Consider the following 24371-nt stretch of genomic DNA (forward strand, 5'->3'; position numbering starts at 1 on the left):
CTTAGGCCGCACCGATGCCCAGCGCCTGCGCAGTATCGTCCAGCGCCGCCCAGGCCTTGTCGAACAGCTCATCGACCTGTTCGCAGGCGATGATCAATGGCGGCGACAGCAGCATCGCATCGTAGGTGGCACGCAGGATCAGCCCGCGCCGCAGCGCGAAATCGCGGCACAGCGCACCGACCCGACCGCGTTCGGGGAAATAGACCCCACGCCGGCGTTTGTCCGGCACCAGTTCCAGTGCCCCGACCAGGCCGGCGATACGCGCCTCGCCGACCAGCCGGTGCTCGCCCAGCTCGGCCCAGCGTTGCGCCAGATACGGTGCGATCCGGGTACGCGCGGTGTCCACGATGCCTTCGTCCTGCAGCAGGCGCAGGTTCTCCAGCGCCACCGCCGCGCAGACCGGATGCCCCGCATAGGTGCCGCCGTGCGCGAGCTCGCCGCCCTGCGCCTTGAGCACACCGGCCACGCGATCGTTGAACATCGCCGCCGCCAACGGGATATAGCCGGAGGTGATGCCCTTGGCCAGCGTCATCACGTCGGGCTGGAAGCCGAAATAATCTGCACCGAACCAGGCACCGGTACGCCCGAACCCGCAGATCACCTCGTCGGCCACCAGCAGCACGTCGTAGCGCTTGCAGATGCGCTCGATTTCCGGCCAGTAGCTGCGCGGCGGGATGTACACCCCGATCGCGCCCATGATCGGTTCACCGATGAAGGCCGCCACGTTCTCTGGCCCGAGTTGCAGAATCTTGTCTTCCAGTCGCTTGGCCGCCAGCAAGCCATACTCCTCTGGATCCATCTCCCCGCCATCGCCGAAGTGATACGGCGGCGCGATGTGGTGGATATCCGGAATCGGCAGGCCACCCTGCCTGTGCATGCCGCGCATGCCGCCCAGGCTGGCACCGGCCATGGTGGTGCCGTGATAGCCGTCATGACGGCCGATGAAGATGCGTTTTTCCGGCTGCCCCTGCACCGCCCAGAAATGCCGCACCAGCCGCAGGATGGTGTCGTTGGCCTCCGACCCGGAGTTGGCGAAGAACGCATGGTTCAGATCGCCCGGCGTCAGCTCCGCCAGCTTGGCAGCCAGATGGATGGTGGGCTCGGTGGTGCACTGGAAGAAGCTGTTGTAGTACGCCAGCTGTTCCATCTGGCGCGCCGCCGCTTGTGCTAGCTCCTTGCGCCCGTAGCCGACGTTCACGCACCACAAGCCGCCGAACGCATCCAGCAACTTGTTGCCCTGCGCGTCCCAGACATACACGCCCTCGCCACGGGTCAGGATGCGCGTGCCCTTTTCGGCCAGTGCCGCGTTGTCGTTGAACGGATGCAGGTGATGGGCGGCATCGAGCTGCTGCAAGGTTTCCAACACAGTGGGGTGCACGGCTTGCTCCGGAAGGTCGCTCACGCCAGTGGCGCGAATGCAGTGGCGTTACGAAAGGCAGCTGGGGCAAAACGCATCGGACGCCTGCAGTGCACGTAGGCCTGGACCATGGCCAGACGACCTGCCCTCATCCGCCCTTCGGGCACCTTCTCCCGAGGGGAGAAGGGAGCGGCGCGGCACGCTGCGCCGAGCGCAGACGCCTCACACATTCAACAACAGGAACTCCCGCTCCCACGAACTGATCACGCGGAAGAACGTCTCGTACTCCTTGCGCTTGACCGAGATGTAGGCGCGCACGAAGCGCCGCCCCAGCATCTCCTGCAAGGCCTCGCAGCCTTCCAGACCGTCCAGCGCCTCGCCCAGCGAGCGCGGCAGATCGTAGCCCTGCTCCTTGCCGTTGCTGCTGATCGGCGCGGTCGGTTCGAGCTTCTCGCGGATGCCGAGCAACCCGCAGGCCAGGGTCGCCGCCATCGCCAGGTACGGATTGGCGTCGGAGCCGGCAAAGCGGCTTTCCACCCGCATGTTCTGCGGCACATCGATCGGCACCCGCAGCCCGCAGGTGCGATTGTCGAAACCCCACAGCACATTGCTCGGCGACACCTCGCCGAACATCAGCCGGCGGTAGGAATTGACGTTGGGCGCCAGCAGCCCCATCGCCATCGGAATGTACTTCTGCAGGCCACCAAGATAGTGCGCGAAGGTGTCGCTGAAGCCGCCGTCGCGTTTGCCGCTGAACACGTTCTTGCCGGTGCCGGCATGCAGCAGGCTCTGATGGATATGCATCGCACTGCCCGGCTCGGTCTCCATCGGCTTGGCCAGAAACGTCGCATACACGCCATGCCGCAACGCGGCCTCGCGCATGGTGCGCTTGAACAGGAACACCTGATCGGCGCGCGAGAGCGCATCGGCGTGGGTGAAGTTGACCTCCAGCTGCGCGGCGCCGGATTCGTGGATCAGCGTATCCACGTCCAGTTCCATCGCATCGCAGTAGTCGTACATCAGGTCCAGGATGGGGTCGAACTCGTTGACCGCATCGATCGAATACGACTGCCGCGCAGTCTCCGGCCGACCCGAGCGCCCGGCCGGCGGCAACAACGGAAAGTCCGGGTCGGTGTTCTTCTGCACCAGGAAGAATTCCAGCTCCGGCGCCACCACCGGTTGCAGCTTGGCTTCGGCATAGGCGTCGAGCACGCGCCGCAGCACATTGCGCGGGGCAAGCTCATGCGGCTGGCCGTCCTTGGTATAGCAATCGTGGATGACCTGCGCGGTGGGATCGGCCGCCCACGGCACCATGCGCACGGTGGATGCATCCGGGCGCAGATGCATGTCCGAATCCGATGGCGAGGTCAGCTCGTAGTAATCGTCCGGGAAATCGCCGGTGACGGTGGTGGCGAAGATGCCTTCCGGCAGCCGGGTGCCGTAGTCGTGCGAAAACTTGTCCGCCGGAATGATCTTGCCGCGTGCGTTGCCGGTGATGTCCGGCACCAGGCACTCGACCTCGGTGATGTGGCGGTCCTTGAGCCAGCGGCGCAGCGCGCTCTCGGGCTGCTTGGGCGTGGATGTGCGCGAACGTGTGCGGATCGACATGCAACCTCACTGACCGCGTCGAGCGGCGTATTGGCGACAGGCCTCGCCGAAGGCCTGGAAGATGGCACGGTAGAACGGATGCTGTGTGACACGCCACTCCGGATGCCACTGCACCGCGAGCAGAAAGCCCGGCCCGGGGCCGCGAAAGGCTTCGATCAGGCCATCCGGCGCGGTCGCCTCGATCAGCAGGCCGTCGGCCAGGCGTGCAATGCCCTGCCCGTGCAGCGAGTTCACCGCGACCTGCGCGCTGTCGCTCATGCCAGCCAGCAGGCCGCCGGGATGCAGCTGCACCGGATGCGCCGGGCCGTACTGCGTGTCCAGCGGCATGGCGCGATCTTCGCGGTGATCAAGCAGGCCGGGCACGTCATGCACGCGTTGATGCAGGCGCCCGCCCAGCGCCACATTGACCTCCTGCAGCCCGCGGCAGATCGCCAGCACCGGCAGGCCACGCGCCAGTGCCTGCGGGATCAGCCCCAGGCTGGTGGCATCGCGCGCCGGGTCGTGCGGATTGCCCTCCCAGCTCGGCTCGTCGCTGTAGTGATGCGGCTCGACATTGCTCACCGCACCGGTCAGCAACAGGCCATCCAGGCGATCCAGCCACGCGCGCGCATCCAGCGTGGGCTGCAGGCTCGGCAACAGCACCGGCATCGCCCCGGCTGCGTCCACCACCGCGCGGATGTACTTCTCGCCGGTGGCCAGAAACGGATGCGGCCCTTGCTGGATGCGATCGGTCGGCAACCCGACCAGTGGAACGACAGCCATGCGGATCTCCCGGTTGAACGCGGCTGCATCACGTCTGCGCGCGCCATCAGGCAGGCGCTGGCACTGTACAGGGCACATGTGGCGCGCAGCTGTCGGCTTGCGCATCACCTGCATCGCTCCGACTGCGACGACTTGTCAGCGCGTGGTCGCCACGGGTTGATCGGGTGCGTTGCCGATGCCTGCGAACTTACCGTGCGGCCACCTGCATTGCCAGGGTTCCACACGCGCACAGTTGCGAACGATCACATGCGCTTTGCTAGTCTGAGCGGCGACCTTGCAGGTGGTGCCCATGGTTTCCGAGAACTCCGTCGCGTACTTGCCCGCCACCGATGCCGCCACGCTGGCGCGGATCGATGGCTGCGAAGCGGTCGACCTGCTGCTGCCCGACACCAACGGCGTGCTGCGTGGCAAGCGTGTGACAGCCGAGGTCCTGGGCAAGGTCTATCGCGATGGCGTGTGCCTGCCGATGTCGCTGATCGCTACCGACATCACCGGCAATACCGTCGAGGAAACCGGGCTCGGCTACGCCATCGGTGATGCCGATCGCATCTGCCGGCCGATCGCCGGCTCGCTGCGCCCGGTGCCGTGGGCACCGCGGCCGATGGCGCAGCTGCTGCTGGCGATGCATCAGCCGGACGGCAGCGTGTTCGAGGTCGCGCCGCGCGCGGTCTTGCAGCGCGTGCTGCACGGTTTTGCTGCGCTCGGCCTGACCCCGGTCATTGCGGTGGAACTGGAGTTCTACCTGTTCGATGCGGTGCCCGATGCGCAGGGACGCCCGCAGACGCCACGCGACCCGCAGACCGGTGCACGCAGCGACAGCACCCAGGTGTATTCCTTGCAGGACCTGGACGACCAGCGCACCTTCACCGACGCGGTGACTGACGCCTGTCGCCAGCAAGGCATCCCGGCCGACACCGCCGTGGCCGAGTACGCACCCGGCCAGTTCGAAATCAACCTGCAGCATCGCGCCGAGGCGGTGGCCGCCTGCGACGAGGCGATCCTGCTCAAGCGCACCATCAAGGCGATTGCGCAACAGCAGGGCAAGCTCGCCAGCTTCATGGCCAAGCCGTTTCCCGGCCAGGCCGGCAGCGGCCTGCACCTGCACGTGAGCCTGCTCGATGCCGACGGGCACAACGTGTTTGCCGGCAACGTCGATGTACCCGCCGACCGCCTGCGCCATGCCATCGCCGGCCTGCAGCGGCACGCCGATGCCTCGCTGCTGATGTTCGCGCCGCACGCCAACAGTTACCGCAGGTTCGTCAGCAATGCCTTCGTGCCGCTGGATGCGAGCTGGGGCTTCAACAACCGCACCGTGGCGCTGCGCATCCCGCATAGCGATGCACGCAACACCCGCATCGAGCATCGCATCGCCGGCGCCGATGCCAACCCGTACCTGGCCGCCGCCGCCGTGCTCGCCGCCATGCTGGACGGCCTGCAACATCCCGGCGAGCCCAGCGCGCCAGTCACCGGCAATGCCTATGCGCAAGCGGTCTTTCGGCCGCGCACCTGGCAAGCCGCGGTGGATGCATTCGGCGCCAGCGACTTTGTCGGCGCGCAGTTCGGCAGCCAGTTCCAGCACGTATTCGGCCAGCAGAAACAGCGCGAGCTGCTCGACTACCAGGCGCAGGTGCCCGATCTGGATTACGCCCGGTACCTGCGGATCGTCTGATGGACGGCCCGGCCACATCGCTGCCGCCAACCGATCCGCCGGGTAACGGCTATCCCGACAGCTGGTACGCCCGCAGCACGCCGGCCTTGCCTGAGCAACCATGCCTGCAGGGCGTGCAACGTGCCGATGTCTGCATCCTCGGCGCCGGCTACACCGGCCTCACCGCCGCCCTCGCCCTGGCCGAGGCCGGCTACAAGGTCGTCGTGCTGGAAGCCAGGCGCATCGGCTGGGGCGCCTCCGGGCGCAACGGCGGCCAGGCCATCGTCGGCTACGGCTGCGAGCAGGAAACCCTGGAAGCGCTGGTCGGCGATGCCGACGCGCGGCTGCTGTTCGACTTCTCGCGCGACGGCATGCACCTGCTGCGCGCGCGCATCGACCGCCACGCCATCGCCTGCGACTGGCGCGACGGCCACGCCCATGTGCCGCTGAAGCCGCGCCAGGTGCAGGCCTTGCAGCACGGCATCGTGCGCATGGCCGAGCGCTACGACTACCCGCTGGAATGGTGGGACCGCGCGCGTACGCGGCAGGTGCTGGACAGCCCGCTCTACCTGGGCGCGATGTTCGACCCGGCCAGCGGCCATCTGCATCCGCTGGCCTATGCGCTGGGCCTGGCGCGCGCAGCGCTGGCGGCCGGCGTGCGCATCCACGAGGCCTCGCCGGTCTCCCGGCTGGAGCACGGCGCGCGCGTGACCATGCAGACCGACCAGGGCAGCGTCAGCGCCGAGTTCGGCGTGATCGCCGGCAATGCCCTGCTGCAGGGCATTTCCACGGCGCTGGAGCGCCGCATCATGCCGGTCGGCACCTATGTCGGTGCGACGCCGCCGCTGGGCCAGGCCCGTGCACGCGCGCTGATCGCCAACGACATGGCGGTCGCCGACACCAACTGGGCGCTGGACTACTACCGGCTCAGTGCCGACCACCGGCTGCTGTTCGGCGGACGCGCCAGCTACTCCTCGCGCCCGCCGCACGGCCTGGATCGGTTGATGACCCGGCGCATGCACACGGTCTTCCCGCAACTGCGCGACGTGCCGCTGCAGGCGCTGTGGGGCGGCTACGTGGACATCTCGCGCAATCGCGCCCCGCACTGGGGCCGGCTGGGGCCCAACGTGTATTTCGCCCAGGGATTCTCCGGGCATGGCGTCGCCGCCACCGGCCTGGCCGGCCAGGTCATCGCCGAGGCCATCGCCGGCCAGAGCCGACGGCTGGACGTGTTCGCACGCATTCCGCATCGGCCCTTCCCCGGGGGGCGCCTGCTACGCACGCCGCTGCTGGTGGCGGCGATGAGTTGGTACCGGCTGCGCGATGCGTTGTGGTGAATAGGGCGCCGTCTTGGGCACTTTGAGACGCGGCGCTCAAGTTTTGGCGAGCAGGGCCGTTAGCTGGTATGACGGTTCGATCCGCACGGCCAGCCGATGTCCCCAGGTACCCTACATCGCAATAGTGAAAGCGCAGTCCTGCCGCAACGCGTGTTGCTGGTGGAGAACTCGCGCACTTTCACCAGCATGCTGCGCGAAGCCATCGAGCAACGTGTGGAGCTGCCGGTCACGGTCGTGTCGACGCTGGCGGAAGCCGCCCGTGTATTGGACGAAGAAGACGGCTGGTTTCTGGTCCTGACCGGCCTGGTATTGGTGGATGGCGACCGCGACAAGGTCGTGGAATTCTTCCTCTCGCGCAAGCTGCCCACCGTGGTGGTCAGCGGCGTCTACGACGAGGATCTGCGCCAGCGCGTGCTGCAGCAGCAGATCATCGATTACGTGCTCAAGAACGCGCCCGGCAGCATCGAATATCTGGCCTGGCTGGTGCAACGCCTGGAGCGCAATCGCCGCATCGCCGCGCTGGTGGTGGACGATTCCCTGTCCGCACGGACCTATGCGGCCGCGTTGCTGTCGATGTACGGCTACCGCGTGGTGCTGGCAGCCGACGGTGCGGCCGGCCTGCAGGCGATCGAGCGCGACCCCGGCATCCGCCTGACCATCGTCGACCAGGAAATGCCCGGCATGGAAGGGGTGGAATTCACCCGCCGGCTGCGTGCGATCCGTTCGCGCGACAAGGTCGCGGTGATCGGCATCTCCGGCAACAGCGACTCGTCGCTGATCCCGCGTTTCCTCAAGAACGGTGCCAACGATTTCCTGCGCAAGCCGTTCTCGCGCGAAGAGTTCTTCTGCCGCGTGTCACAGAACGTGGACCAGTTGGAACTGATCGGCACGCTGCAGGACCTGGCCACCCGCGACTTCCTCACCGGCCTGCCCAACCGGCGCTATTTCCTGGAACAAAGCCAGCGGGTAATCCCCACCCTGCTGTCGCAGGAGCAGACGGTCACCGCGGCGATGCTGGACATCGACCACTTCAAGCACATCAACGACACCTGGGGCCACGAAGCCGGCGACCAGGCGCTACGCGCGGTGGCCGCGTCGGTCTCCAGTCATGCGCGGCCGCAGGATCTGGTAGCGCGTTTCGGCGGCGAAGAATTCTGCCTGCTGGTACCGGGGCTGGATGCCGCCAACGCCACCAGCTACTTCGAAACCCTGCGCGAACGCATCAGCGCACTGCGCGTGCGGATCGGCGACGAAACCCTCAGCATGACGGTGAGCATCGGTGTCTGCATCGCTACCGAAGACGGCCAGTCGCTGCACCATCTGCTGGGCGAAGCGGACAAGTACCTCTATCTGGCCAAGGCCGGCGGCCGCAACCAGGTGCGCCTGGCCAGCTGAGCGGCGCAGGTTCGTGCGCTGCACGGCCGGCGGCGCGCCCGACCCGGCGGTATCGCCGGCACACAGAATCGCCCCGCAGCACGCACGCCGCCCGCGCGCCGTGACTGGATTTGATCCAGATCAACGCGTTGGCGATCACGTGCGCCTATCGTGCCCTCACCGTATGGAACAAGGGCGAACGATGGCTTTGCTGGTCTGGCAGGACGACCTCAACACCGGGATCGAGGTCATCGATCACCAACACCGGCGCATCGTGGAAATGATCAATCAGTTGCATGCCGCGCACGCCAGCCTGCAACGCCTGGCAGTGGCCGAGGTGATCGACGAATTGATCGACTACACGCTGTCGCACTTTGCCTTCGAGGAAGAACTGATGGAGGAAGCCGGCTACCCCTTCAGCCTGGCGCACAAGCGCGTGCACGAGGTCTTCGGCAAACGTGTCGGCGAGTACCGGCTGCGGTTCCAGGCCGGCGAAGACGTCTGCGACGAACTCCGCAGCATGCTCTCGCGCTGGTTGTTCAACCATATCCGCGGCGACGACCAGGCCTATGCGCCGCAGGTGATCGCACATCTGGACCAGTTCGCGCGCAGCCACCAGCACGGCAACTGGCTGGGACGCACACTCAAGCGCCTGTTCCGCTAGCGACCGCTCTGCACCTGGGCGCAATCCACCTCAACGATGACGCCGACTCGCGTACGCCTTCAAACGCCAACCGGGCGACGCGATCTGCGGGCCACGATCAACGCCAGCAGGCTCAACACCGCCGCGGCGCCCAGATACTGCCCGACCGCCTGCACGCCATAGCGTGCGGCCAGTTGCGTGGCCACGTACGGCGCCGGTGCCGCCCCCAGGATGCTGGCCAGGTTGAACGACAGCGAGGCCCCGGTGTAGCGCACCTCGGTGGGATACAGCTCGGCCAGCAGCGTGCCGCAGGGGCCGTAGGTCAGGCCCATGAAGAAGAAGCCCAGTGCAAGGAACGCGAGTACCTGCAACGGGTGATTGGCCTGGAACAGTGGCGCGAACGCCAACCCGAACGCGATGATCGCCACACTGGCCAGCATCATCGCCAGCGGCGCGCCATGCCGGTCGCCGAACCTGGCCGACAGCGGGATGCCGATCGCGAAAAACACGATCCCGGCCATCTGCAACAGCAGGAATTGCTCCTTGTCGTAGCCCAGGGTCTTGGTCCCGTAGCCCAGCGCAAACACCGTCATCAGATAGAACAGCACGAAGGTGGCGAATGCGCCCAGCGTGCCGATGATCAGCGCCGGCCAGTGCTGCGAGATCACCGTCCCCAAGGGCAGGCGCACGCGCGTCTTGCGGTCCAGGGCCTTCTGGAAGTCCGGCGTCTCGGTGATGCTCAGGCGCACCCACAGGCCGGTCAGCACCAGCAATGCGCTGGCCAGAAACGGCACCCGCCAGCCCCATTGCATGAACTGCGCATCGTCGAGCAACGCGCCCATGCCGAGAAAGGTGCCGGTGGACAGTAGAAAGCCCAGCGGCGCACCCAGCTGCGGAAACATGCCGTACCACACGCGCTTGCCGGGCGGCGCATTTTCGGTGGCAAGCAGCACGGCCCCGCCCCACTCGCCGCCCAGACCCAGACCCTGGCCAAAGCGGCACAGCGCCAGCAACGCAGGTGCGAACACGCCGATCTGCGCGTAGCTGGGCAGCAAGCCGATCGCCACGGTGGACAGGCCCATCGTCAGCAGCGCCGCCACCAACGTGGCCTTGCGCCCGATCCGGTCGCCGAAATGGCCGAACACTGCCGAGCCCACCGGCCGTGCGATAAAGGCCACCGCAAACGTCGCCAGCGACTGCAGCATCGCCGCACTGCCATCGCCCGCCGGAAAGAACAGCGTCGGAAACACCAGCACCGCAGCGGTGGCGTAGATATAGAAATCGAAAAACTCGATGGTGGTGCCGATCAGACTGGCGAACAGCACGCGCGCAGCGGAATTGCGCGAAGTCACGGCAGGGGTCATGCGAAGCGGATCGTCGGGCAGGCCGTCGATTCTGTCAGATTCAGGGCGACATCACCCGGATGGTTTCTGCCGACAACGATCCGCGCAGCAGACCTCATGCCACGCAGGCGCGCGCCCGGCCTTCCTGCTTGGCCTGGTAGAGCTGGGTATCGGCGTGGGCCAGCACCGTGGCAGGCAACAGTCCCGGCGTCGGCAACATGGATGCGCCGCCGATACTCACGCTGAGCCAGGGACCAACCGACGAGTCGGCATGTGGCAGCCGCAGCTGTGCGATGCGCTGCAGCATCAGCCGTGCCACTTCGCGCACGCCGTCGGAATTGCTGTCGGGCAACAAGGCCACGAATTCCTCCCCGCCATACCGCGCCAGCAGGTCGAGCGGACGGGCCAGGCAGCCGGCCAACTGCTGGGCGACCTCGCGCAGGCAGGCATCTCCGCTCAGGTGGCCGTAATGGTCGTTGTAGCGTTTGAAATGATCGACATCGATCATCAATACCCCGCACGGTCGGTTCTCGCGCTGGCAGTTCTTCCAGGCGAGCTGCAACGCCTCGTCGAAGCGGCGTCGGTTGGCAACGCCGGTCAACCCATCCAGCGAGGCCATGGCGCGCAACAGATCGCTCTGTAACTTCATCACCAGTTGGTTCTGCACCCTTGCACGCACCACCACCGGTTGCATCGGCTTGCTGATGAAATCGGCCGCACCGGCCTGCAAGGCGGTCACTTCCTCCTCCGGGGTGTCCTGGCCGGTGACGAAGATCACCGGGATGTCGGCCGTGGCCGGATCGGCTTTCAGATGGCGACAGACCTGCAGGCCGTCCAGCTCGGGCATCACCACGTCCAGCACCACCAGGTCCGGCGGCTGCTCCCGGCACAGTTGCAGCGCCCGTTGCCCGTCCAGGGCCATGCTCACGTCGCAGTCTTCGCGCAACAGCTCGTTGAGCGCATGAATGTTGATCGGCTGGTCGTCCACGACCAGCACGCGAGGACGCCGGCCGTCGGGCGCGAGGCGGCGATAGGTATCGAACAGGCTCATAGGTGCTCCATCAAATCGTCCAGCGTGCGCAGCGCGGCGTCGAATTGCAGCTGCTGCACCTGTTGGCGGAACTGCAGGTAGCGCGCAGCCTGCGCGCCGGCGATGGCAACCGGCGCCTGCGCCAGCAGGTCCAGCGCGTGAAGGTTGGAGGCACGCAGCATGGGCGCCAGCACGTCCAGGAGGTGCCGCACCGTGTCCGCCGAGCCATCGGCCGGCGCCATTGCGGCGCTGTCGAGTTGGGAGTGGCTGTGGGCCAGCGCATCGCGCAAGGCACGCAGCTCGCCATCGGCCAGTCCCGCCAGCGCGTCCAGCGTCGCCGCCGCCGGCAGGCGGCCGCCACGCGCGTCCTGCTCCAGCGTCGATGCAGCGAGCGCCAGACGATCGGCCCCAAGTGTCGCTGACGTCCCCTTGAGCACATGCGCGGCATCGGCACACGCGGCGGCGTCGTTGTCGGCGAGCGCGGTCTGCAGGCACTCCAGCATTGCGTGACGGTCGGTGTCGAAGGTGTCGAGCATGCGCGCCAACAGCGCGCGATTCTGGCCAAAGCGTGCCAGCACCGCATCCAGCGCGATCGTGTGCGGTGGCGATGCATCCGCCTCGACATCGCCGGTCGCCACTGCGGCGTTGCGACCGCTCAGCCGCAGCAGTGCATCGACCATGCGCTCCAGGTCGATCGGCTTGCCGATGTGCGCATCCATGCCGGCCTCCAGACAGGCACTGACATCGCTGCTGGCGGCATTGGCGGTCATGGCCAGGATCGGCAGTCCGGCAAAGCGCGCATCGGCGCGGATGCGCCGGGTGGCCTCCAGTCCATCCACATGCGGCATCTGCATGTCCATCACCACCACATCGACCCCCGGGCCCTCGCGCAGGCGCTGCAAGCCTTTTTCGCCGTCCTCGGCCAGCGCCACCCAGGCGCCTTCGCCGCGCAGCAGCTCGTCGGCGACCTGACGGTTGAGCGCATTGTCTTCCACCACCAGCACGCGCAGCCCCTGCAGACGCTGCGGGAGCGCAAGCACCGGCACCGGCACCGGCGGCGGGTCGGTGCGCAACGCCTGTTCGATCGCGTCGATCACCTGCCGGGGCGTGACCGGTTTGACCAGATGATCAACGAAGGGGACCTCGCCGTGCCGTTGGGCCTCGGCCAGCAGTTCGCGCTGGTAGGCGGTGAGCATCAGGATCGCCGGCGACACATGACGGCCGCAGCGCTCGCGGATGCAGGTCGCCGCCGCGATCCCGTCCATGCCGGGCAGGCGCCAGTCCATCAGCACCACATCGAAGGGCCGGCCGCTGCCAGCCGCCTCGACCGCGCGCGTCACTGCAGCCTCGCCGGACGCCACCGCCGCCACCGCCCACCCCTGCGCGACCAGACCCTCGGCCAGTACCTCCCGCACCAGGGCACTGTCGTCGACCAGTAACAGGTGCCGGGCTGCATCGCTCCTGCGGACAGGCAACTGCAACGCCGGCGCCTCACACTCCAGCTGCAGGTCGAACCAGAAGCGGCTGCCCTGCCCGGGCGTGCTGTCCACCTGCAGGTTGCCGCCCATCAGGCCGATCAGGCGGCGACTGATCACCAAGCCAAGCCCGGTGCCGCCGAACCGACGGCTGATCGACGTTTCGGCCTGGGTGAAGCTATGGAAAATCCGCTGCTGCTGCTCGGCGCTGATGCCGATCCCGGTGTCTTCCACCGCCACGCGCAGCGTGACCGCCTGCGCGTGGATGGCCAGCAATTCCACCCGCAACAGCACATGGCCGTACTGGGTGAATTTGAGCGCGTTGCCGGCCAGGTTGATGAGTACCTGCTGCAAGCGCAGGCTATCGCCGACCAGGCGGTCGGGAATGCCCTGGTCCAGGTGATAGGCGATTTCGACCTCGGGACGGTGATGGTTGCCCGACAGCACCACCGACAGATCGCGCAGCAACTCCTCCAGCTGGAAGCCATGCGGATCCAGCTGCAGCTTGCCGGCCTCGATCTTGGAGTAATCCAGGATGTCGTTGAGCAGGCCGAGCAGAGAGGTGGCGGCCTTCTGCGCCTTGCCGGCGTAATCGCCCTGGCGCGCATCCAGCCCGGTGCGTTGCAGCAGTTGCAGCATGCCCAGCACCGCGTTCATCGGGGTGCGGATCTCGTGGCTCATGTTGGCCAGGAACGAGGATTTGGCTTCGCTGGCCTCGTCGGCGCGCGCCTTGGCCAGGCGCAACTCCTGTTCGGCCTCCAACTGCGAGGTGATGTCGCGGTTGATGCCGATGACCCGCGTGATACGGCCCTCCGCATCGCGTTCGGTATGCGCTCCGGCCTGGATATGCCGCAGCCGGCCGTCGCTGCGCAACACACGGAATACCGGATCGTAGACGCCGCGCCCTTCCATCGCGGCCTGCAGGCTCTGCTCGGTACGGTCGATATCGTCCGGGTGCACCTTGCAGCGCCAATCGGAGTAGTACAGGCCGCGCTCGGACAGGCTGGGCGGCCACTCGTACATCTCGAACATACGCGCATTGCACTCCAGCGCGTTGGTGCCCGGGATCCAGCTCCAGATCCCCAGTTCCGCGGCATCGGCCGCCATCGCAAGCTGGTCGCGCGCGCGGGTGAGCGCCTGCCGCTGACGGTGCCGCTCGGTGATATCGGCGATCACGCCGACCACCAGACGCTGACCATCCACCCACATCGTGCCCAGGCTGATTTCCACCGGAAACTCGCTGCCGTCCTTGCGCCTGGCCAGCGCCTCGCGGCCATTGTCGATGCCGGTCGGCTGTCCCGCGCCGGACTGGCGATAACGCTCCAGGATGGCGTCGTGACGGCCGGCGTAGGCGTCGGGCATCAGCATGCGCACGTTCTGGCCGATGACGTCGCTGGCCGCATAACCGAACACCCGCTCGCCGGCATTGTTGAACGAACGCACGCCGCCGTAGGTATCGATGGTGATGATGGGGTTGACTGCGGTGTCCAGGATCGCCTGGGTCATCGCGTTGCTGCGCGCGAGCGAGCGTTCGGCCGCCTTGCGTTCGCTGATGTCCAGCGCGATGCCGAGATACCCGGCGATGGCGTTGTCCTCGGAACGGATGGCGGTGACCACCAGACTGACCTGACGGGTGCTGCCGTCGCGGCGCACATATGTCCATTCGTAGGTGTCGGCGCCGTCGCGCTCGGCTTTCTCCACGAATACGCGGAAACCTTCCACGGGCTTGCCCAGCTCCTGGACCAGAACGCGCGCGCGCGCGTCCACCTCCTCGGGCAGATGGAATAGCGCGGCGCTCACGCGGCCGACGACCTCCTCGCCCTGGTAGCCGAGCATGCGCTCGGCTCCGGTATTGAACAGCGTGACCAGGCCATTGGGATCGGTAGCGATGATCGATACCTCCGAGGCCGCACTCAGCACGCCCTCCAGCATCAGCGTGCTGCGCTGCAACTCTGCGGTACGCGCGGCCACCTGGTTTTCCAGGCTCGCGTTGAGCGCCAGGATCTGGGCACGCGCGGCTTTCTGCTCGGAAATGTCGCGCACAGTCTTGGAGGCGCCGATCAGGCGGCCATCGGCGCCACGGATCGGCGAGACACTGACCAGCACGTCCAGCAGGCGGCCGTCGGCGTGCCGACGCACGGTTTCGAAATGCGGGATCTCCTCGCCACGGGAAATCCGCTGCAGCACCGCATGCTCTTCGTGGTGAAGGTGCTCCGGTACGATCAGGTCGAGCAGGCGACGGCCGATGGCCTGCTCGGCGCTATAGCCGAACAACTGTTCGGCGGCGCGGTTCCAGCTATGCACCACGCCTTCGGGTGTCTTGCCGATGATGCCGTCGGCCGAACTCTGCACCACCGCCAGCAGATTGGCCTGGCCGCGCGCGGCCTGACGGCGGCGTTCCAGGCCGCTGCACAGTGCGCCAGCCAGGGCGGACGCCAGCACGCTCAACAGCAGGCCGATGCTCAGCACGCCGCTTACCGGCAAGACCTCCGCCGCTGCTGCGAAGGCCGGGCTCGCCTGCATGTCCAGGCGCCAGCGGCGCCCCATGACCTCGCGTTGCATCCAGGTGCTGGCCACCACGTTCGGCGCGGCGGCGGTGCGATTGCTGTAAAACGGCACCGCCGCCCCGCTGGCATCCACATCGCTCAGGCGCAGCTGCAACCGTTGCGGGTCCAACCGCAGCGCCTGCATTACCTCGGGCATCAGCAGCGGCGTGTAGGTCCAGCCCACCAACCCGTCGCGACGCTGCGCCGGCGTGGGCGGAGTCGCTCCGCTGCGATAGACCGGCAACAGCATCAGGAATGATTGCGATGGGTGGCCGCCGGCCTGTACCAGGGTGATCGGCCCGGTCAACCGTGGCTCGCCGCTCAGCGCCGCCGCCCAGGCGGCGTGGCGCCGGTTGGACTCGGAGGCGATGTCCAAGCCGACCGCCGCAGCGTTGCTCTGCATCGGCTCGATGTACTGGATGACGAAGCGGTCGCCGTGGTGCGCAGTCAGCGTGCGGATCTGGAAATCCGGCTGCCCGGCGGCGCGGGCGGCGGCCACAAAGCGCGCCTGCTCGGCCTCGGGCACGCGGCGGATGACGCCGAAACCGCGTGCGCCGCGAAATTCGCGCGCCAGATCGCGGCTCTGGCTATAGCGCAGCACCTGCGCGCCGCGCAGGCGCTCCTCGGCAGTGAGCACCACCCCACGCATGCCGCGCAGGCCGTACTGATAATGATTGAGCAATTCCTGGATCTGATCGAATGCCGCCTGCGCCGACGCCGCCAGCTGCGCCTGCGCACGGTGCGCATTGACCTGGCGCAGCTCCAGCGCGGTGCCGGCGGTGAGCGTCGCGCCTAACGCGAGTACCGCCACCGCCCAACGCAGCGGTCTGCGGTTGGCAGCCAGCAAACGCATCATCCGTTCCGTCCCCCTTTGATGGATCCGCCATGAGCGCTGCAGCAACATCGCAGCGGCGCGCCTGGCGCACGCCTGTACGGCGTATTCCCCAAATCGGCGCGCCGGCTGCGAACTTGATCGCAACAACAGAAATAATGCGCAGAAAAAGCCGCCAAGCGGACGCGACAGCGATACCGTTCGGGGCCTGGCGGCGCGCCGATAGGGGCGGCACCGGGATGGAGGCATCGGCGTGCACGCGCGAACGATAGAGCCGCCCCCGAACGGGGGCAGCGCATGTCGCAAGGTGCTGCGGCATCGCCAGGGTCCGGCCACGTGGCGCGGGCGCGATCAGCCCATACGCACGGTACTGTCGCAGGCGCCGCCGACCAGCGGGATCGCCGGCCCGACCGCACTCACAGCTGTTCGCGCGCCCGGGCCATCGTGGCGCCGCGTCCGGCCTCGGTCAGCACCGCGAATTGGCGCTCGCCGCGGTCTTCCAGCTGGATCCAGCCCGGACCGGGTTGACCATCCAGACTGGCGTTACCCAACCACGCCAGGGTGCGCAGCAGCACGCTCATGCGCACGCCCAGTTGCTTGCACAGGCGCGCCAGCGACACGCCCTCGGGCGTGTCGGCCAATGCGGCAAGCAGCAGCGCGGTGAGCTGCGGATCAGCGGACAAGCACCGCTCCGATGTCGCGCGGCGCCGCATCGGCGGTTTCGGCGCGGTGCGGCAGCACGATCACCGGAATCGACTTGGAGGTGGGCGTGCGCGCTTCGTCGGCAAAGCTGGACAGCGGCACCAGCGCGTTGGTTTCCGGGTAATACGCCGCCAGGCAGCCGCGCGGAATGTTGTAGTCCACCAGCAGGAAGCGGCGCGCCTCGCGGTGCACACCGTCCTCGCACAGGCTCTCCAGGTCCACCCAGTCGCCGGCCTTCATGTTCAACGCGGCGATATCCGCGCCATTGATGAAGAGCACGCGACGCTCGCCGAACACGCCGCGGTAGCGATCGTCCAGCCCGTAGATGGTGGTGTTGTATTGATCGTGCGAGCGCGTGGTGGCCAGCGTAAACACCATCTGCTCGGTGTGGCTGCGGCGTGCGCGATGAATCGGGTTGTCGGTCGGCACCGCGTGCGGTTTGAACACCGCGCGCTTTTCGGGCGTCACCCACTGGCGATCGCGCGCGGTGTTGGACAGGCGGAAGCCGCCCGGCACCCGCACGCGCTGGTTGAAGTCGGCAAAATCGGGGAACACCTGGGCAATCAGGTCGCGAATGCGGTCGTAGTCGCCCACCAGCCAACGCCAGCGGATCGCGCTGCGCGTACCCAGCGTCGCCTCGGCCAGCCGCGCCACGATCGCCGGCTCGGACAACAGCTCCGGCGAGGCCGGCGGATTGATGCCGGCCGACAGGTGCACCATGCTCATCGAATCTTCCACCGTCACGCCTTGCGAGCCAGCGTCCTGGATGTCGATTTCAGTACGGCCCAGGCATGGCAGGATCAGCGCATCGCGCCCATGCACCAGGTGGCTGCGATTGAGCTTGGTGGTGACATGCACGGTCAATTCGCAATTGCGCAGCGCGCGATGCGTGGCGTCGGTATCCGGCGTGGCGGCGGCAAAATTGCCGCCCATCGCGAAGAACACCTTGCCGCGCCCGTCCAGCATCGCCTCGATCGCACCGACGGTGTCGAAACCGTCTTCGCGCGGTGGCGCGAACCCGAACAGCGTCTGCAACTTGTCCAGAAACGCGGCCGGCGGTTTTTCGTAGATCATCATCGTGCGGTCGCCCTGCACGTTGCTGTGTCCGCGCACCGGGCACACGCCCGCGCCCGGCCGGCCCAGATGGCCGCGCAGCAACAGCAGGTTGGTGATCATGTGGATGGTGGCCACCGAATGCTTGTGCTGGGTGATGCCCATGCCCCAGCAGGCGATCACGCGTTCGGCATTGAGATAGAGTTCGCCGGCCTTGCGCAGCGCCGCTTCGTCCAGCCCGGACTCTTCGACAATGGTGTCCCAAGATTCGCCATGCACCTCGGCAGCGAAAGCGTCGAAGTTGGCGGTGTGGGCGTCGATGAATTCCAGATCCAGCAGCCGTGGCGTGCCCTCGCGCTGGGCCTGTGCGTCGCGCTCGAGCACGTGCTTGATGATGCCCTTGACCGCGGCCAGATCGCCGCCGATCTTGAGCTGGAAATAATCCGAGGCGATGCGGGTGGAGCCGTTGTGCAGCATCTCCAGCTTGTCCTGCGGGTCGGCGAACTTCTCCAGCCCGCGCTCGCGCAACGGATTGAATGCCGCAATCGCCGCGCCGCGCTTGGAGGCCTGACGCAACTCGCCGAGCATGCGCGGGTGATTGGTGCCCGGGTTCTGGCCGAAGATGAAGATCGCATCGGCCAGTTCGAAATCGTGCAGCGACACCGTGCCCTTGCCCACGCCGATCTGCGAACGCAGCGCGGTGCCGGACGGCTCGTGGCACATGTTGGAGCAGTCGGGGAAATTGTTGGTGCCGAATTCGCGCACGAACAACTGATACAGAAAGGCCGCTTCGTTGCTGGTGCGCCCGGAGGTGTAGAAGATCGCCTCGTCCGGCGATGCCAGCCCGTTGAGGTGCCCGGCGATCTGCGCGAAGGCCTCGTCCCAGCTCACCGGCACGTAGTGGCCGGTGGCCGCGTCGTAACGCATCGGCTGGGTCAGCCGGCCCTGCCCTTCCAGCCAGTAGTCGCTGTACTGCGACAGCAGGCTGACGCTGTGCGAGGCGAACAGCTCCGGCCCGGCGCGTCGCGCCGTGGACTCTGCCGCGACGGCCTTGGCGCCGTTCTCGCAGAACTCGAAGGTGGAGGTGTGATCGCGGTCGGGCCAGGCGCAGCCGGGGCAGTCGAAACCGTCCGGCTGGTTGGCGTGCAGCAGCGTCTTGGCGCCCTGCACCGCGATGTCCTGTTCCATCAGGTGCTTGGCAACCGAGCGCAATGCGCCCCAGCCGCCGGCGGGATTGTCGTATTGCTGGATGGTCTTCTTGCTCATGCGGGCTCTCCCACGCCAACGCCCAGATTCAGGCGCTGCGGATGGCTGTAAACGACACAATCGTGATCGCGGGCAAACCCGATCAGGGTCAGTCCCGCACTGTCGGCCAGGCTGATCGCCAGCGCGGTCGGTGCCGAAATCGCTGCGAGCAGCGGGATCCGGGCCTGCGCGGCTTTCATGGCCATTTCGTAACTGGCGCGGCTGGTGACCACCGCAAACCCTTGCGATGCATCGACGCGCTCCCGCGCCAGCGCACCGATCAACTTGTCGAGCGCGTTATGCCGGCCGACGTCTTCGCGCACGTAGCGCACCACACCGTGCACATCGGCCCAACCGGCGGCATGTACCGCGCCGGTCTGCGCGGCGATCGGCTGCTGTGCATGCAGCGCTTCCAGCGCACGCGCCAAGGCCTGCGCATCGATCTGCAACGCCGATTGCAGCAGCGGCGGCACACGCAGCACCGCCTCGATCGATTCGTTGCCGCACACCCCGCAACCGCTGCGGCCATCCAGATTGCGCCGCCGCCGGTCCAGCGCAGCGGCACGTTCGGGCGGGATCTCGATCTGCAGCGAAGCGCCTTCCAGAAACGTCTCCACCGCCACCACCCGTAGATCCTGCGGCTGGTCGACGATGCCCTCGCTCAGCGAGAACCCGAATGCGAAATCCTCCAGGTCTTCCGGCGTGGCCATCATCACCGCGAACGGCACGTCGTTGTAATTGAACGCGACCGGCATTTCGGCCGCCACCATGTCCTGCACCGTGGCGTTGCGGCCGCCGCGGTGGCGGACAACCGTGCGCACCACACTGCCGGCGCGCACGGAACGGGAAGACGGAAGTGTCATCTCATCTCAATGAAACAGCACGAAGGCTTTCTGCAGCGTGACCCAGATGCCCCAGGACATCGGCACGCCCACCGCCAGCCAGGCCAGCGCGACCAGGGCGGGGTTGCCGCCATGCCCGATGCGCGCCATCTGCTCCGGCGGCAGCACCGCCTTGCCGCTGCGGTCGACCTTCTCGTGCGCCAGCTGCTTCTCGCGCGCCAGTTCTTCCGGCGTCATGAAATGACGCGCGGCCACCGGGCGCACCAACAGGTTGCAGATCAGACCGAGCACCAACATGCCGGCGAGGATGTACATGGTGGTGTTGTAGACCTGTGACGGCGGGCTGCCGTGGGCCAGCTGGTACTCGCGCATGTAGCCGACCACCACCGGACCGAGGATGCCGGCGGTGGCCCAGGCGGTCAGCAGGCGGCCGTGGATGGCGCCGACCATCTGGGTGCCGAACAGGTCGGCCAGATATGCCGGGATGGTGGCAAAGCCACCGCCGTACATCGACAGGATGATGCAGAAGATGCCCGCAAACAGCGCGATGCCGCCCACACCGCCGGCCGACGGCGCAGCCGCGTACAGGCAGATGCCCAGCACGAAGAACAGCGTGTAGGTGTTCTTGCGGCCGAGCTTGTCGGACATGCTGGCCCAGAAGAAGCGCCCGCCGATGTTGAACAGGCTGAGCAGGCCGGTGAAGCCGGCCGCGATGGCCGCGATGCTGGCCAGCTGCGCCGTGTCCAGGCTGCCGAAGCCGACATCCACCCCGATCAACCGGCCGCCGAACACTTCCTGCAGCATCGGCGAGGACATGCCGATCACACCGATGCCGGCCGACACGTTCAGGCACAGCACGCCCCACAGCAGCCAGAACTGCGGGATGCCCCAGACCTTGCTGACGTGCACGTGGTTGGCAGTGATCATGGCGTTGTTGCTGGCCACCGGCGCGGTCCAGCCGGCGGGGGTCCAGCCGCTCGGCGGCACGCGGTAGCCGAACGCGCCGGCCATCATGAAGACGAAGTACAGCGCCGCCATCACCAGGAAGGTTTCCAGTACGCCCACCGAGGTCGGCGTGGCGAAGTGACGCATCAGCGCATCGGCCAGCGGGCTGCCGATCATCGCGCCGCCACCGAAGCCCATGATCGCCATGCCGGTCGCCATGCCGCGACGGTCCGGGAACCACTTGATCAGCGTCGACACCGGCGAGATATAACCCAGGCCCAGACCAATGCCGCCGATCACGCCCGAGCCCAGCCACAGCATCCAGATCTGATGGAAGTGGATGCCGGCCGCCGAAATCACCAGGCCACCGCACCAGCACAGCGCCGAGACCACACCGGCCTTGCGCGGGCCGGCACGTTCCAGCCAGCCGCCCCAGATCGCCGCCGAGCAGCCCAGCAGCACGAAGAACAGCGTGTACATCCACTGCAGCTCGCTGATCTTCCAGTCGCAGGTGGTGGCGACCATGCGCGCGAACAGGCCCATGTCGGCCGGGCACGCGATCGCCTCGGTGATGCCCAGCGCCTTGGACAGCGGCAACCAGAACACGCTGAAGCCATAGGCCATGCCGATACACAGGTGGATCGCCAATGCCGCCGGCGGTACCAACCAACGATTGAAGCCCGGACGCGCAACGATGCGCTCCTTGGACAGCAGGCCGGCGTCTGCGCCGTTGGCGCTCGCCACGGTGGACCCTTGTGTCATTCCCGTTCCCCTAAAAAAGTGCGATGAAGTGTGTCCGGAGCGCCCGACAGGATGGCTGCATGCAGGCGGTGTCAGTGGTTCCGAAAACGATTGATGGCTGCGAACGATTGACGTGTTGCGATAAGGGCAGCGGCGACTACCAGGCCCAACTGGCACTCGTCTGGCGCATCATCGGCGATCGTTGAATCTTTGCAATGCTTCGGCGCGCCCCGCAGCCAGTCAAAAACCCGTCATGGCCTGCGCCACAAGGCGTTCCCACAGCTTAGCGGCCGACGTTGCGACTAATTGACTAGTCCATGCGGATCGGCGCATGCGGGTCCGCAAATCGTGCTCGCCGTCGCGCTCGGCCGGGGTGACGGCCGAGGCGCGGTGGCCGTACAGTCGGACGCTTCCCAGCGACGGAGTCCGCCATGCACGACCACCCTCCGCGCGATGGCGCGCACGCGCTGCAGGCACCGGCGCACCTGGACGCGTTCTGGATGCCGTTCACCGCCAACCGCCAGTTCAAGGCGCGCCCGCGCCTGCTGGCCTCCGCTGCCGGCATGTACTACCGCGATGTCGACGGCCGCCAGATCCTGGACGGCACCGCCGGGCTGTGGTGCTGCAATGCCGGCCACGCCCGCGAGCGCATCGTGGCGGCGATCCGTGAGCAGGCCGGCACGCTGGATTTCGCGCCGACCTTCCAGATGGGTTCGCCGCTGCCGTTCGTGCTGGCGCAGCGGCTGGCCGCGATCGCACCGCCCGGCCTGGGCCATGTGTTCTTCACCAACTCCGGCTCGGAGGCGGTCGATAGCGCGATGAAGATCGTGCTGGCCTACCACCGCCTGCGCGGCGAGGGCCAGCGCACCCGCTTCATCGGGCGCGAGAAGGCCTATCACGGGGTCGGCTTCGGCGGCATGTCGATCGGCGGGCTGCCCAACAACCGCAAATGGTTCGGCCCCCTGCTGGCCGGCACCGACCATCTGCGGCATACGCTGGATCTGCAACGCAATGCCTACGCGCGCGGGCTGCCGGCGCATGGCGCCGAACTGGCCGACGATCTGGAACGCCTGATCACCCTGCACGATGCCTCCACCATTGCGGCGGTCTTCGTCGAGCCGGTGTCCGGCTCGGCCGGGGTGATCCTGCCGCCGGAAGGCTATCTGCAGCGGCTGCGCGCCATCTGCGACCGCCACGGCATCGTGCTGGTGTTCGACGAGGTCATCACCGGCTTCGGCCGGGTCGGCGAGGCGTTCGCGGCGCAACGCTTCGGCGTCACGCCGGACCTGATCACCGCCGCCAAGGGGCTGACCAGCGGTAGCGTGCCGATGGGCGCGGTCCTGGTGGCCGATGCGATCCACGCGGCCTTCATGCAGGGGCCGCAGAACGCGATCGAGCTCTTCCACGGCTACACCTATTCCGGCCATCCGCTGGCCTGCGCCGCGGCCATCGCCGCGCTGGACACCTACGCCGAAGAACACCTGTTCGACCGCGCGATCACGCTGGGCCCGCAATGGGAAGACGCGCTGCACAGCCTGCGCGGGCTGCCGCACGTCATCGACATCCGCAACATCGGCCTGATCGGCGCGATCGAGCTGGCGCCACGCGACGGCGCGCCCGGCGCACGCGGCTACGAGGTGTTCGAACGTTGCTTCCACGACGGCGGCCTGCTGGTGCGCGTCACCGGCGATGTCATCGCGCTGTCACCACCGCTGATCGTCACCCCCGAACAGATCGGGCAGATGGTCGAAACGCTGGGCAGGATCCTGCGCAGCACCGCCTGACGACCAGGGCACAGGCGCCCGCGCGTAACGCCCGCACGCGGCGCGGTCAAGCGCGCAAAGCCGGGGCAGGCTCACTACAATGCCGGCCCCGCACTTCCCCGCAGTTGCCGCATGAACATCGTTGTCAAAGAAGAACTCAAGGCCTACATCGACCCGCTGACGCCCGACGAGCACGAGGCGCTGGAACGCAGCCTGCTGGCCGAGGGCTGCCGCGATGCGCTGGTGCTGTGGGGCGACGTGCTGGTGGATGGCCACAACCGCTACGGCATCTGCCAGAAGCACGACCTGCCGTTCCAGACCGTGCAGAACCCGCGCTTCCAGTCGATGCAGGACGTGCAGCTGTGGATGATCGAGCAGCACCTGGGCCGGCGCAGCGTGTCGGACTTCCAGCGCGGCGTGCTGGCGCTGCGCAAGCGCGAGATCCTGGCCGCGCGCCAGCGCAGCCAACGCGACGCCGACGCCGCTGCCGAAGCGCCGGCGGTTGCCGACGTTGAGCAGCCGGCCACCGGCGTCGACCACGACGCCACGCCGGCGGCCACGGACAACGACAGCCCGCCGTGGGAAGAGACCTCCACCCCGGTCAGCCGCGCCGAGCTGGCGCGCGAGGCCCGCCTGAGCAACAACCAGGTGGTGATGATCGAGCGCATCCACAAGCAGGCCGCCCCGGAAGTGGTGCAGGCGGTCAAGGCCGGCGAGATTTCGATCAGCGCCGCCGCTGCCGTGGCCACCTTGTCCGAGGACGAACAGCGCGCCGCCGCGCAGGCCGGCAAGGCCGAACTCAAACAGGCCGCCAAGCGCGTACGCGACGCCAAGCGCAAACCCAAGCCCGACGAGGCCGAAGGCGGCGAAGCCGAACGCCGCGACATGAAAGCCCTGCAACGCCGTGTCAGCGAACTGGAAAACGAAAACGCCGCGCTGCAGGCCAAGGTGACCGCGCTGCAATCGCAGCTGGAGCGCCTGCGCGGCTAAGTGCCGGACGGTGCATCACCGTAGGAGCGCACCCGGGCGCGACGCGGCGTTCCCGGTAACGCGTCGCGCTCAGGCGCGCTCCTACAGGACCGATCGGCTACTACCGCGATCGCCGCAAACACCCGTAGGAGCGCA

General features: G+C 67.4%; 16 protein-coding genes. 6 read left to right on the forward strand and 10 right to left on the reverse strand.

Going from position 1 to position 24371, the window contains the following annotated elements:
• Position 1 precedes the first annotated feature (1 nt).
• The 3 genes from ACCQ04_RS12100 to ACCQ04_RS12110 all read right to left on the reverse strand — a co-directional run bounded on the left by ACCQ04_RS12100 (position 2) and on the right by ACCQ04_RS12110 (position 3727).
• The gene (locus tag ACCQ04_RS12100) at positions 2 to 1378 is read right to left on the reverse strand and encodes an aspartate aminotransferase family protein (RefSeq protein ID WP_226427664.1); all 1377 of its coding nucleotides are present in this window, start codon (positions 1376 to 1378) and stop codon (positions 2 to 4) included.
• Between the two features lie 201 nt (positions 1379 to 1579).
• Entirely contained in the window at positions 1580 to 2965 is a 1386-nt protein-coding gene (locus ACCQ04_RS12105; RefSeq protein WP_065031616.1) for a glutamine synthetase family protein, read from the reverse strand.
• A 6-nt stretch (positions 2966 to 2971) separates the two neighbouring features.
• Positions 2972 to 3727: a gamma-glutamyl-gamma-aminobutyrate hydrolase family protein gene (locus tag ACCQ04_RS12110; protein WP_039523002.1), complete on the reverse strand. Its 756-nt coding sequence runs from the start codon at positions 3725 to 3727 to the stop codon at positions 2972 to 2974.
• Between the two features lie 289 nt (positions 3728 to 4016).
• Here ACCQ04_RS12110 and ACCQ04_RS12115 point away from each other — a divergent pair, with 289 nt between their 5' ends.
• From ACCQ04_RS12115 to ACCQ04_RS12130, 4 genes are all read left to right on the forward strand, one after another.
• Positions 4017 to 5396 (forward strand): glutamine synthetase family protein, encoded by a 1380-nt coding sequence (locus tag ACCQ04_RS12115; RefSeq protein WP_226427663.1) that lies wholly within the window; start codon positions 4017 to 4019, stop codon positions 5394 to 5396.
• Complete coding sequence (locus ACCQ04_RS12120) at positions 5396 to 6712, forward strand: NAD(P)/FAD-dependent oxidoreductase (RefSeq protein ID WP_226427662.1); 1317 nt, start codon at positions 5396 to 5398, stop codon at positions 6710 to 6712. The genes ACCQ04_RS12115 and ACCQ04_RS12120 overlap by 1 nt, the downstream gene beginning before the upstream one ends.
• A 96-nt stretch (positions 6713 to 6808) precedes the next feature.
• Positions 6809 to 8107: a diguanylate cyclase gene (locus ACCQ04_RS12125; protein WP_039512053.1), complete on the forward strand. Its 1299-nt coding sequence runs from the start codon at positions 6809 to 6811 to the stop codon at positions 8105 to 8107.
• 181 nt (positions 8108 to 8288) lie between these two features.
• On the forward strand, positions 8289 to 8750 hold the full coding sequence (locus tag ACCQ04_RS12130; protein ID WP_039526813.1) for a bacteriohemerythrin: 462 nt from the start codon (positions 8289 to 8291) through the stop codon (positions 8748 to 8750).
• A gap of 59 nt (positions 8751 to 8809) precedes the next feature.
• Here ACCQ04_RS12130 and ACCQ04_RS12135 read toward each other — a convergent pair whose 3' ends face one another.
• The 7 genes from ACCQ04_RS12135 to ACCQ04_RS12165 all read right to left on the reverse strand — a co-directional run bounded on the left by ACCQ04_RS12135 (position 8810) and on the right by ACCQ04_RS12165 (position 21504).
• Positions 8810 to 10093: an MFS transporter gene (locus ACCQ04_RS12135; protein WP_226427661.1), complete on the reverse strand. Its 1284-nt coding sequence runs from the start codon at positions 10091 to 10093 to the stop codon at positions 8810 to 8812.
• A gap of 94 nt (positions 10094 to 10187) precedes the next feature.
• Positions 10188 to 11123, reverse strand: a complete 936-nt coding sequence (locus tag ACCQ04_RS12140) for a diguanylate cyclase domain-containing protein (RefSeq protein WP_046343110.1) — start codon at positions 11121 to 11123, stop codon at positions 10188 to 10190.
• The gene (locus ACCQ04_RS12145) at positions 11120 to 15979 is read right to left on the reverse strand and encodes a PAS domain S-box protein (protein WP_372358530.1); all 4860 of its coding nucleotides are present in this window, start codon (positions 15977 to 15979) and stop codon (positions 11120 to 11122) included. The genes ACCQ04_RS12140 and ACCQ04_RS12145 overlap by 4 nt, the downstream gene beginning before the upstream one ends.
• A gap of 392 nt (positions 15980 to 16371) precedes the next feature.
• Positions 16372 to 16638, reverse strand: a complete 267-nt coding sequence (locus tag ACCQ04_RS12150; protein WP_046343115.1) for a hypothetical protein — start codon at positions 16636 to 16638, stop codon at positions 16372 to 16374.
• On the reverse strand, positions 16628 to 18976 hold the full coding sequence (locus ACCQ04_RS12155) for an FdhF/YdeP family oxidoreductase (protein ID WP_226427659.1): 2349 nt from the start codon (positions 18974 to 18976) through the stop codon (positions 16628 to 16630). The genes ACCQ04_RS12150 and ACCQ04_RS12155 overlap by 11 nt, the downstream gene beginning before the upstream one ends.
• Positions 18973 to 19818 (reverse strand): formate dehydrogenase accessory sulfurtransferase FdhD, encoded by an 846-nt coding sequence (gene fdhD / locus ACCQ04_RS12160; protein ID WP_226427658.1) that lies wholly within the window; start codon positions 19816 to 19818, stop codon positions 18973 to 18975. The genes ACCQ04_RS12155 and fdhD overlap by 4 nt, the downstream gene beginning before the upstream one ends.
• Before the next feature lie 6 nt (positions 19819 to 19824).
• Entirely contained in the window at positions 19825 to 21504 is a 1680-nt protein-coding gene (locus tag ACCQ04_RS12165) for an OFA family MFS transporter (protein ID WP_047125188.1), read from the reverse strand.
• A 410-nt stretch (positions 21505 to 21914) separates the two neighbouring features.
• On the opposite strand from ACCQ04_RS12165, the gene aptA reads away from it, so the two are divergent.
• The gene (aptA, locus tag ACCQ04_RS12170) at positions 21915 to 23267 is read left to right on the forward strand and encodes an omega-aminotransferase AptA (RefSeq protein WP_102256709.1); all 1353 of its coding nucleotides are present in this window, start codon (positions 21915 to 21917) and stop codon (positions 23265 to 23267) included.
• Positions 23268 to 23378: 111 nt separating this feature from the next.
• The gene (locus ACCQ04_RS12175) at positions 23379 to 24236 is read left to right on the forward strand and encodes a plasmid replication/partition related protein (RefSeq protein WP_065031624.1); all 858 of its coding nucleotides are present in this window, start codon (positions 23379 to 23381) and stop codon (positions 24234 to 24236) included.
• Positions 24237 to 24371: the final 135 nt, after the last annotated feature.

Origin of the sequence: Xanthomonas sp. NCPPB 2866 (assembly GCF_041475745.2) — a bacterium.
GTDB lineage: Bacteria > Pseudomonadota > Gammaproteobacteria > Xanthomonadales > Xanthomonadaceae > Xanthomonas > Xanthomonas arboricola.

Coding starts and splice junctions, on each gene's coding strand:
- aptA (WP_102256709.1), top strand. CDS start 21,915: ATGCACGACCACCCTCCGCGCGATGGCGCGCACGCGCTGCAGGCACCG.
- ACCQ04_RS12140 (WP_046343110.1), bottom strand. CDS start 11,123: ATGAGCCTGTTCGATACCTATCGCCGCCTCGCGCCCGACGGCCGGCGT.
- ACCQ04_RS12105 (WP_065031616.1), bottom strand. CDS start 2,965: ATGTCGATCCGCACACGTTCGCGCACATCCACGCCCAAGCAGCCCGAG.
- ACCQ04_RS12115 (WP_226427663.1), top strand. CDS start 4,017: ATGGTTTCCGAGAACTCCGTCGCGTACTTGCCCGCCACCGATGCCGCC.
- ACCQ04_RS12155 (WP_226427659.1), bottom strand. CDS start 18,976: ATGAGCAAGAAGACCATCCAGCAATACGACAATCCCGCCGGCGGCTGG.
- ACCQ04_RS12120 (WP_226427662.1), top strand. CDS start 5,396: ATGGACGGCCCGGCCACATCGCTGCCGCCAACCGATCCGCCGGGTAAC.
- ACCQ04_RS12135 (WP_226427661.1), bottom strand. CDS start 10,093: ATGACCCCTGCCGTGACTTCGCGCAATTCCGCTGCGCGCGTGCTGTTC.
- ACCQ04_RS12125 (WP_039512053.1), top strand. CDS start 6,809: ATGTCCCCAGGTACCCTACATCGCAATAGTGAAAGCGCAGTCCTGCCG.
- ACCQ04_RS12165 (WP_047125188.1), bottom strand. CDS start 21,504: ATGACACAAGGGTCCACCGTGGCGAGCGCCAACGGCGCAGACGCCGGC.
- fdhD (WP_226427658.1), bottom strand. CDS start 19,818: ATGACACTTCCGTCTTCCCGTTCCGTGCGCGCCGGCAGTGTGGTGCGC.
- ACCQ04_RS12110 (WP_039523002.1), bottom strand. CDS start 3,727: ATGGCTGTCGTTCCACTGGTCGGGTTGCCGACCGATCGCATCCAGCAA.
- ACCQ04_RS12130 (WP_039526813.1), top strand. CDS start 8,289: ATGGCTTTGCTGGTCTGGCAGGACGACCTCAACACCGGGATCGAGGTC.
- ACCQ04_RS12175 (WP_065031624.1), top strand. CDS start 23,379: ATGAACATCGTTGTCAAAGAAGAACTCAAGGCCTACATCGACCCGCTG.
- ACCQ04_RS12145 (WP_372358530.1), bottom strand. CDS start 15,979: ATGATGCGTTTGCTGGCTGCCAACCGCAGACCGCTGCGTTGGGCGGTG.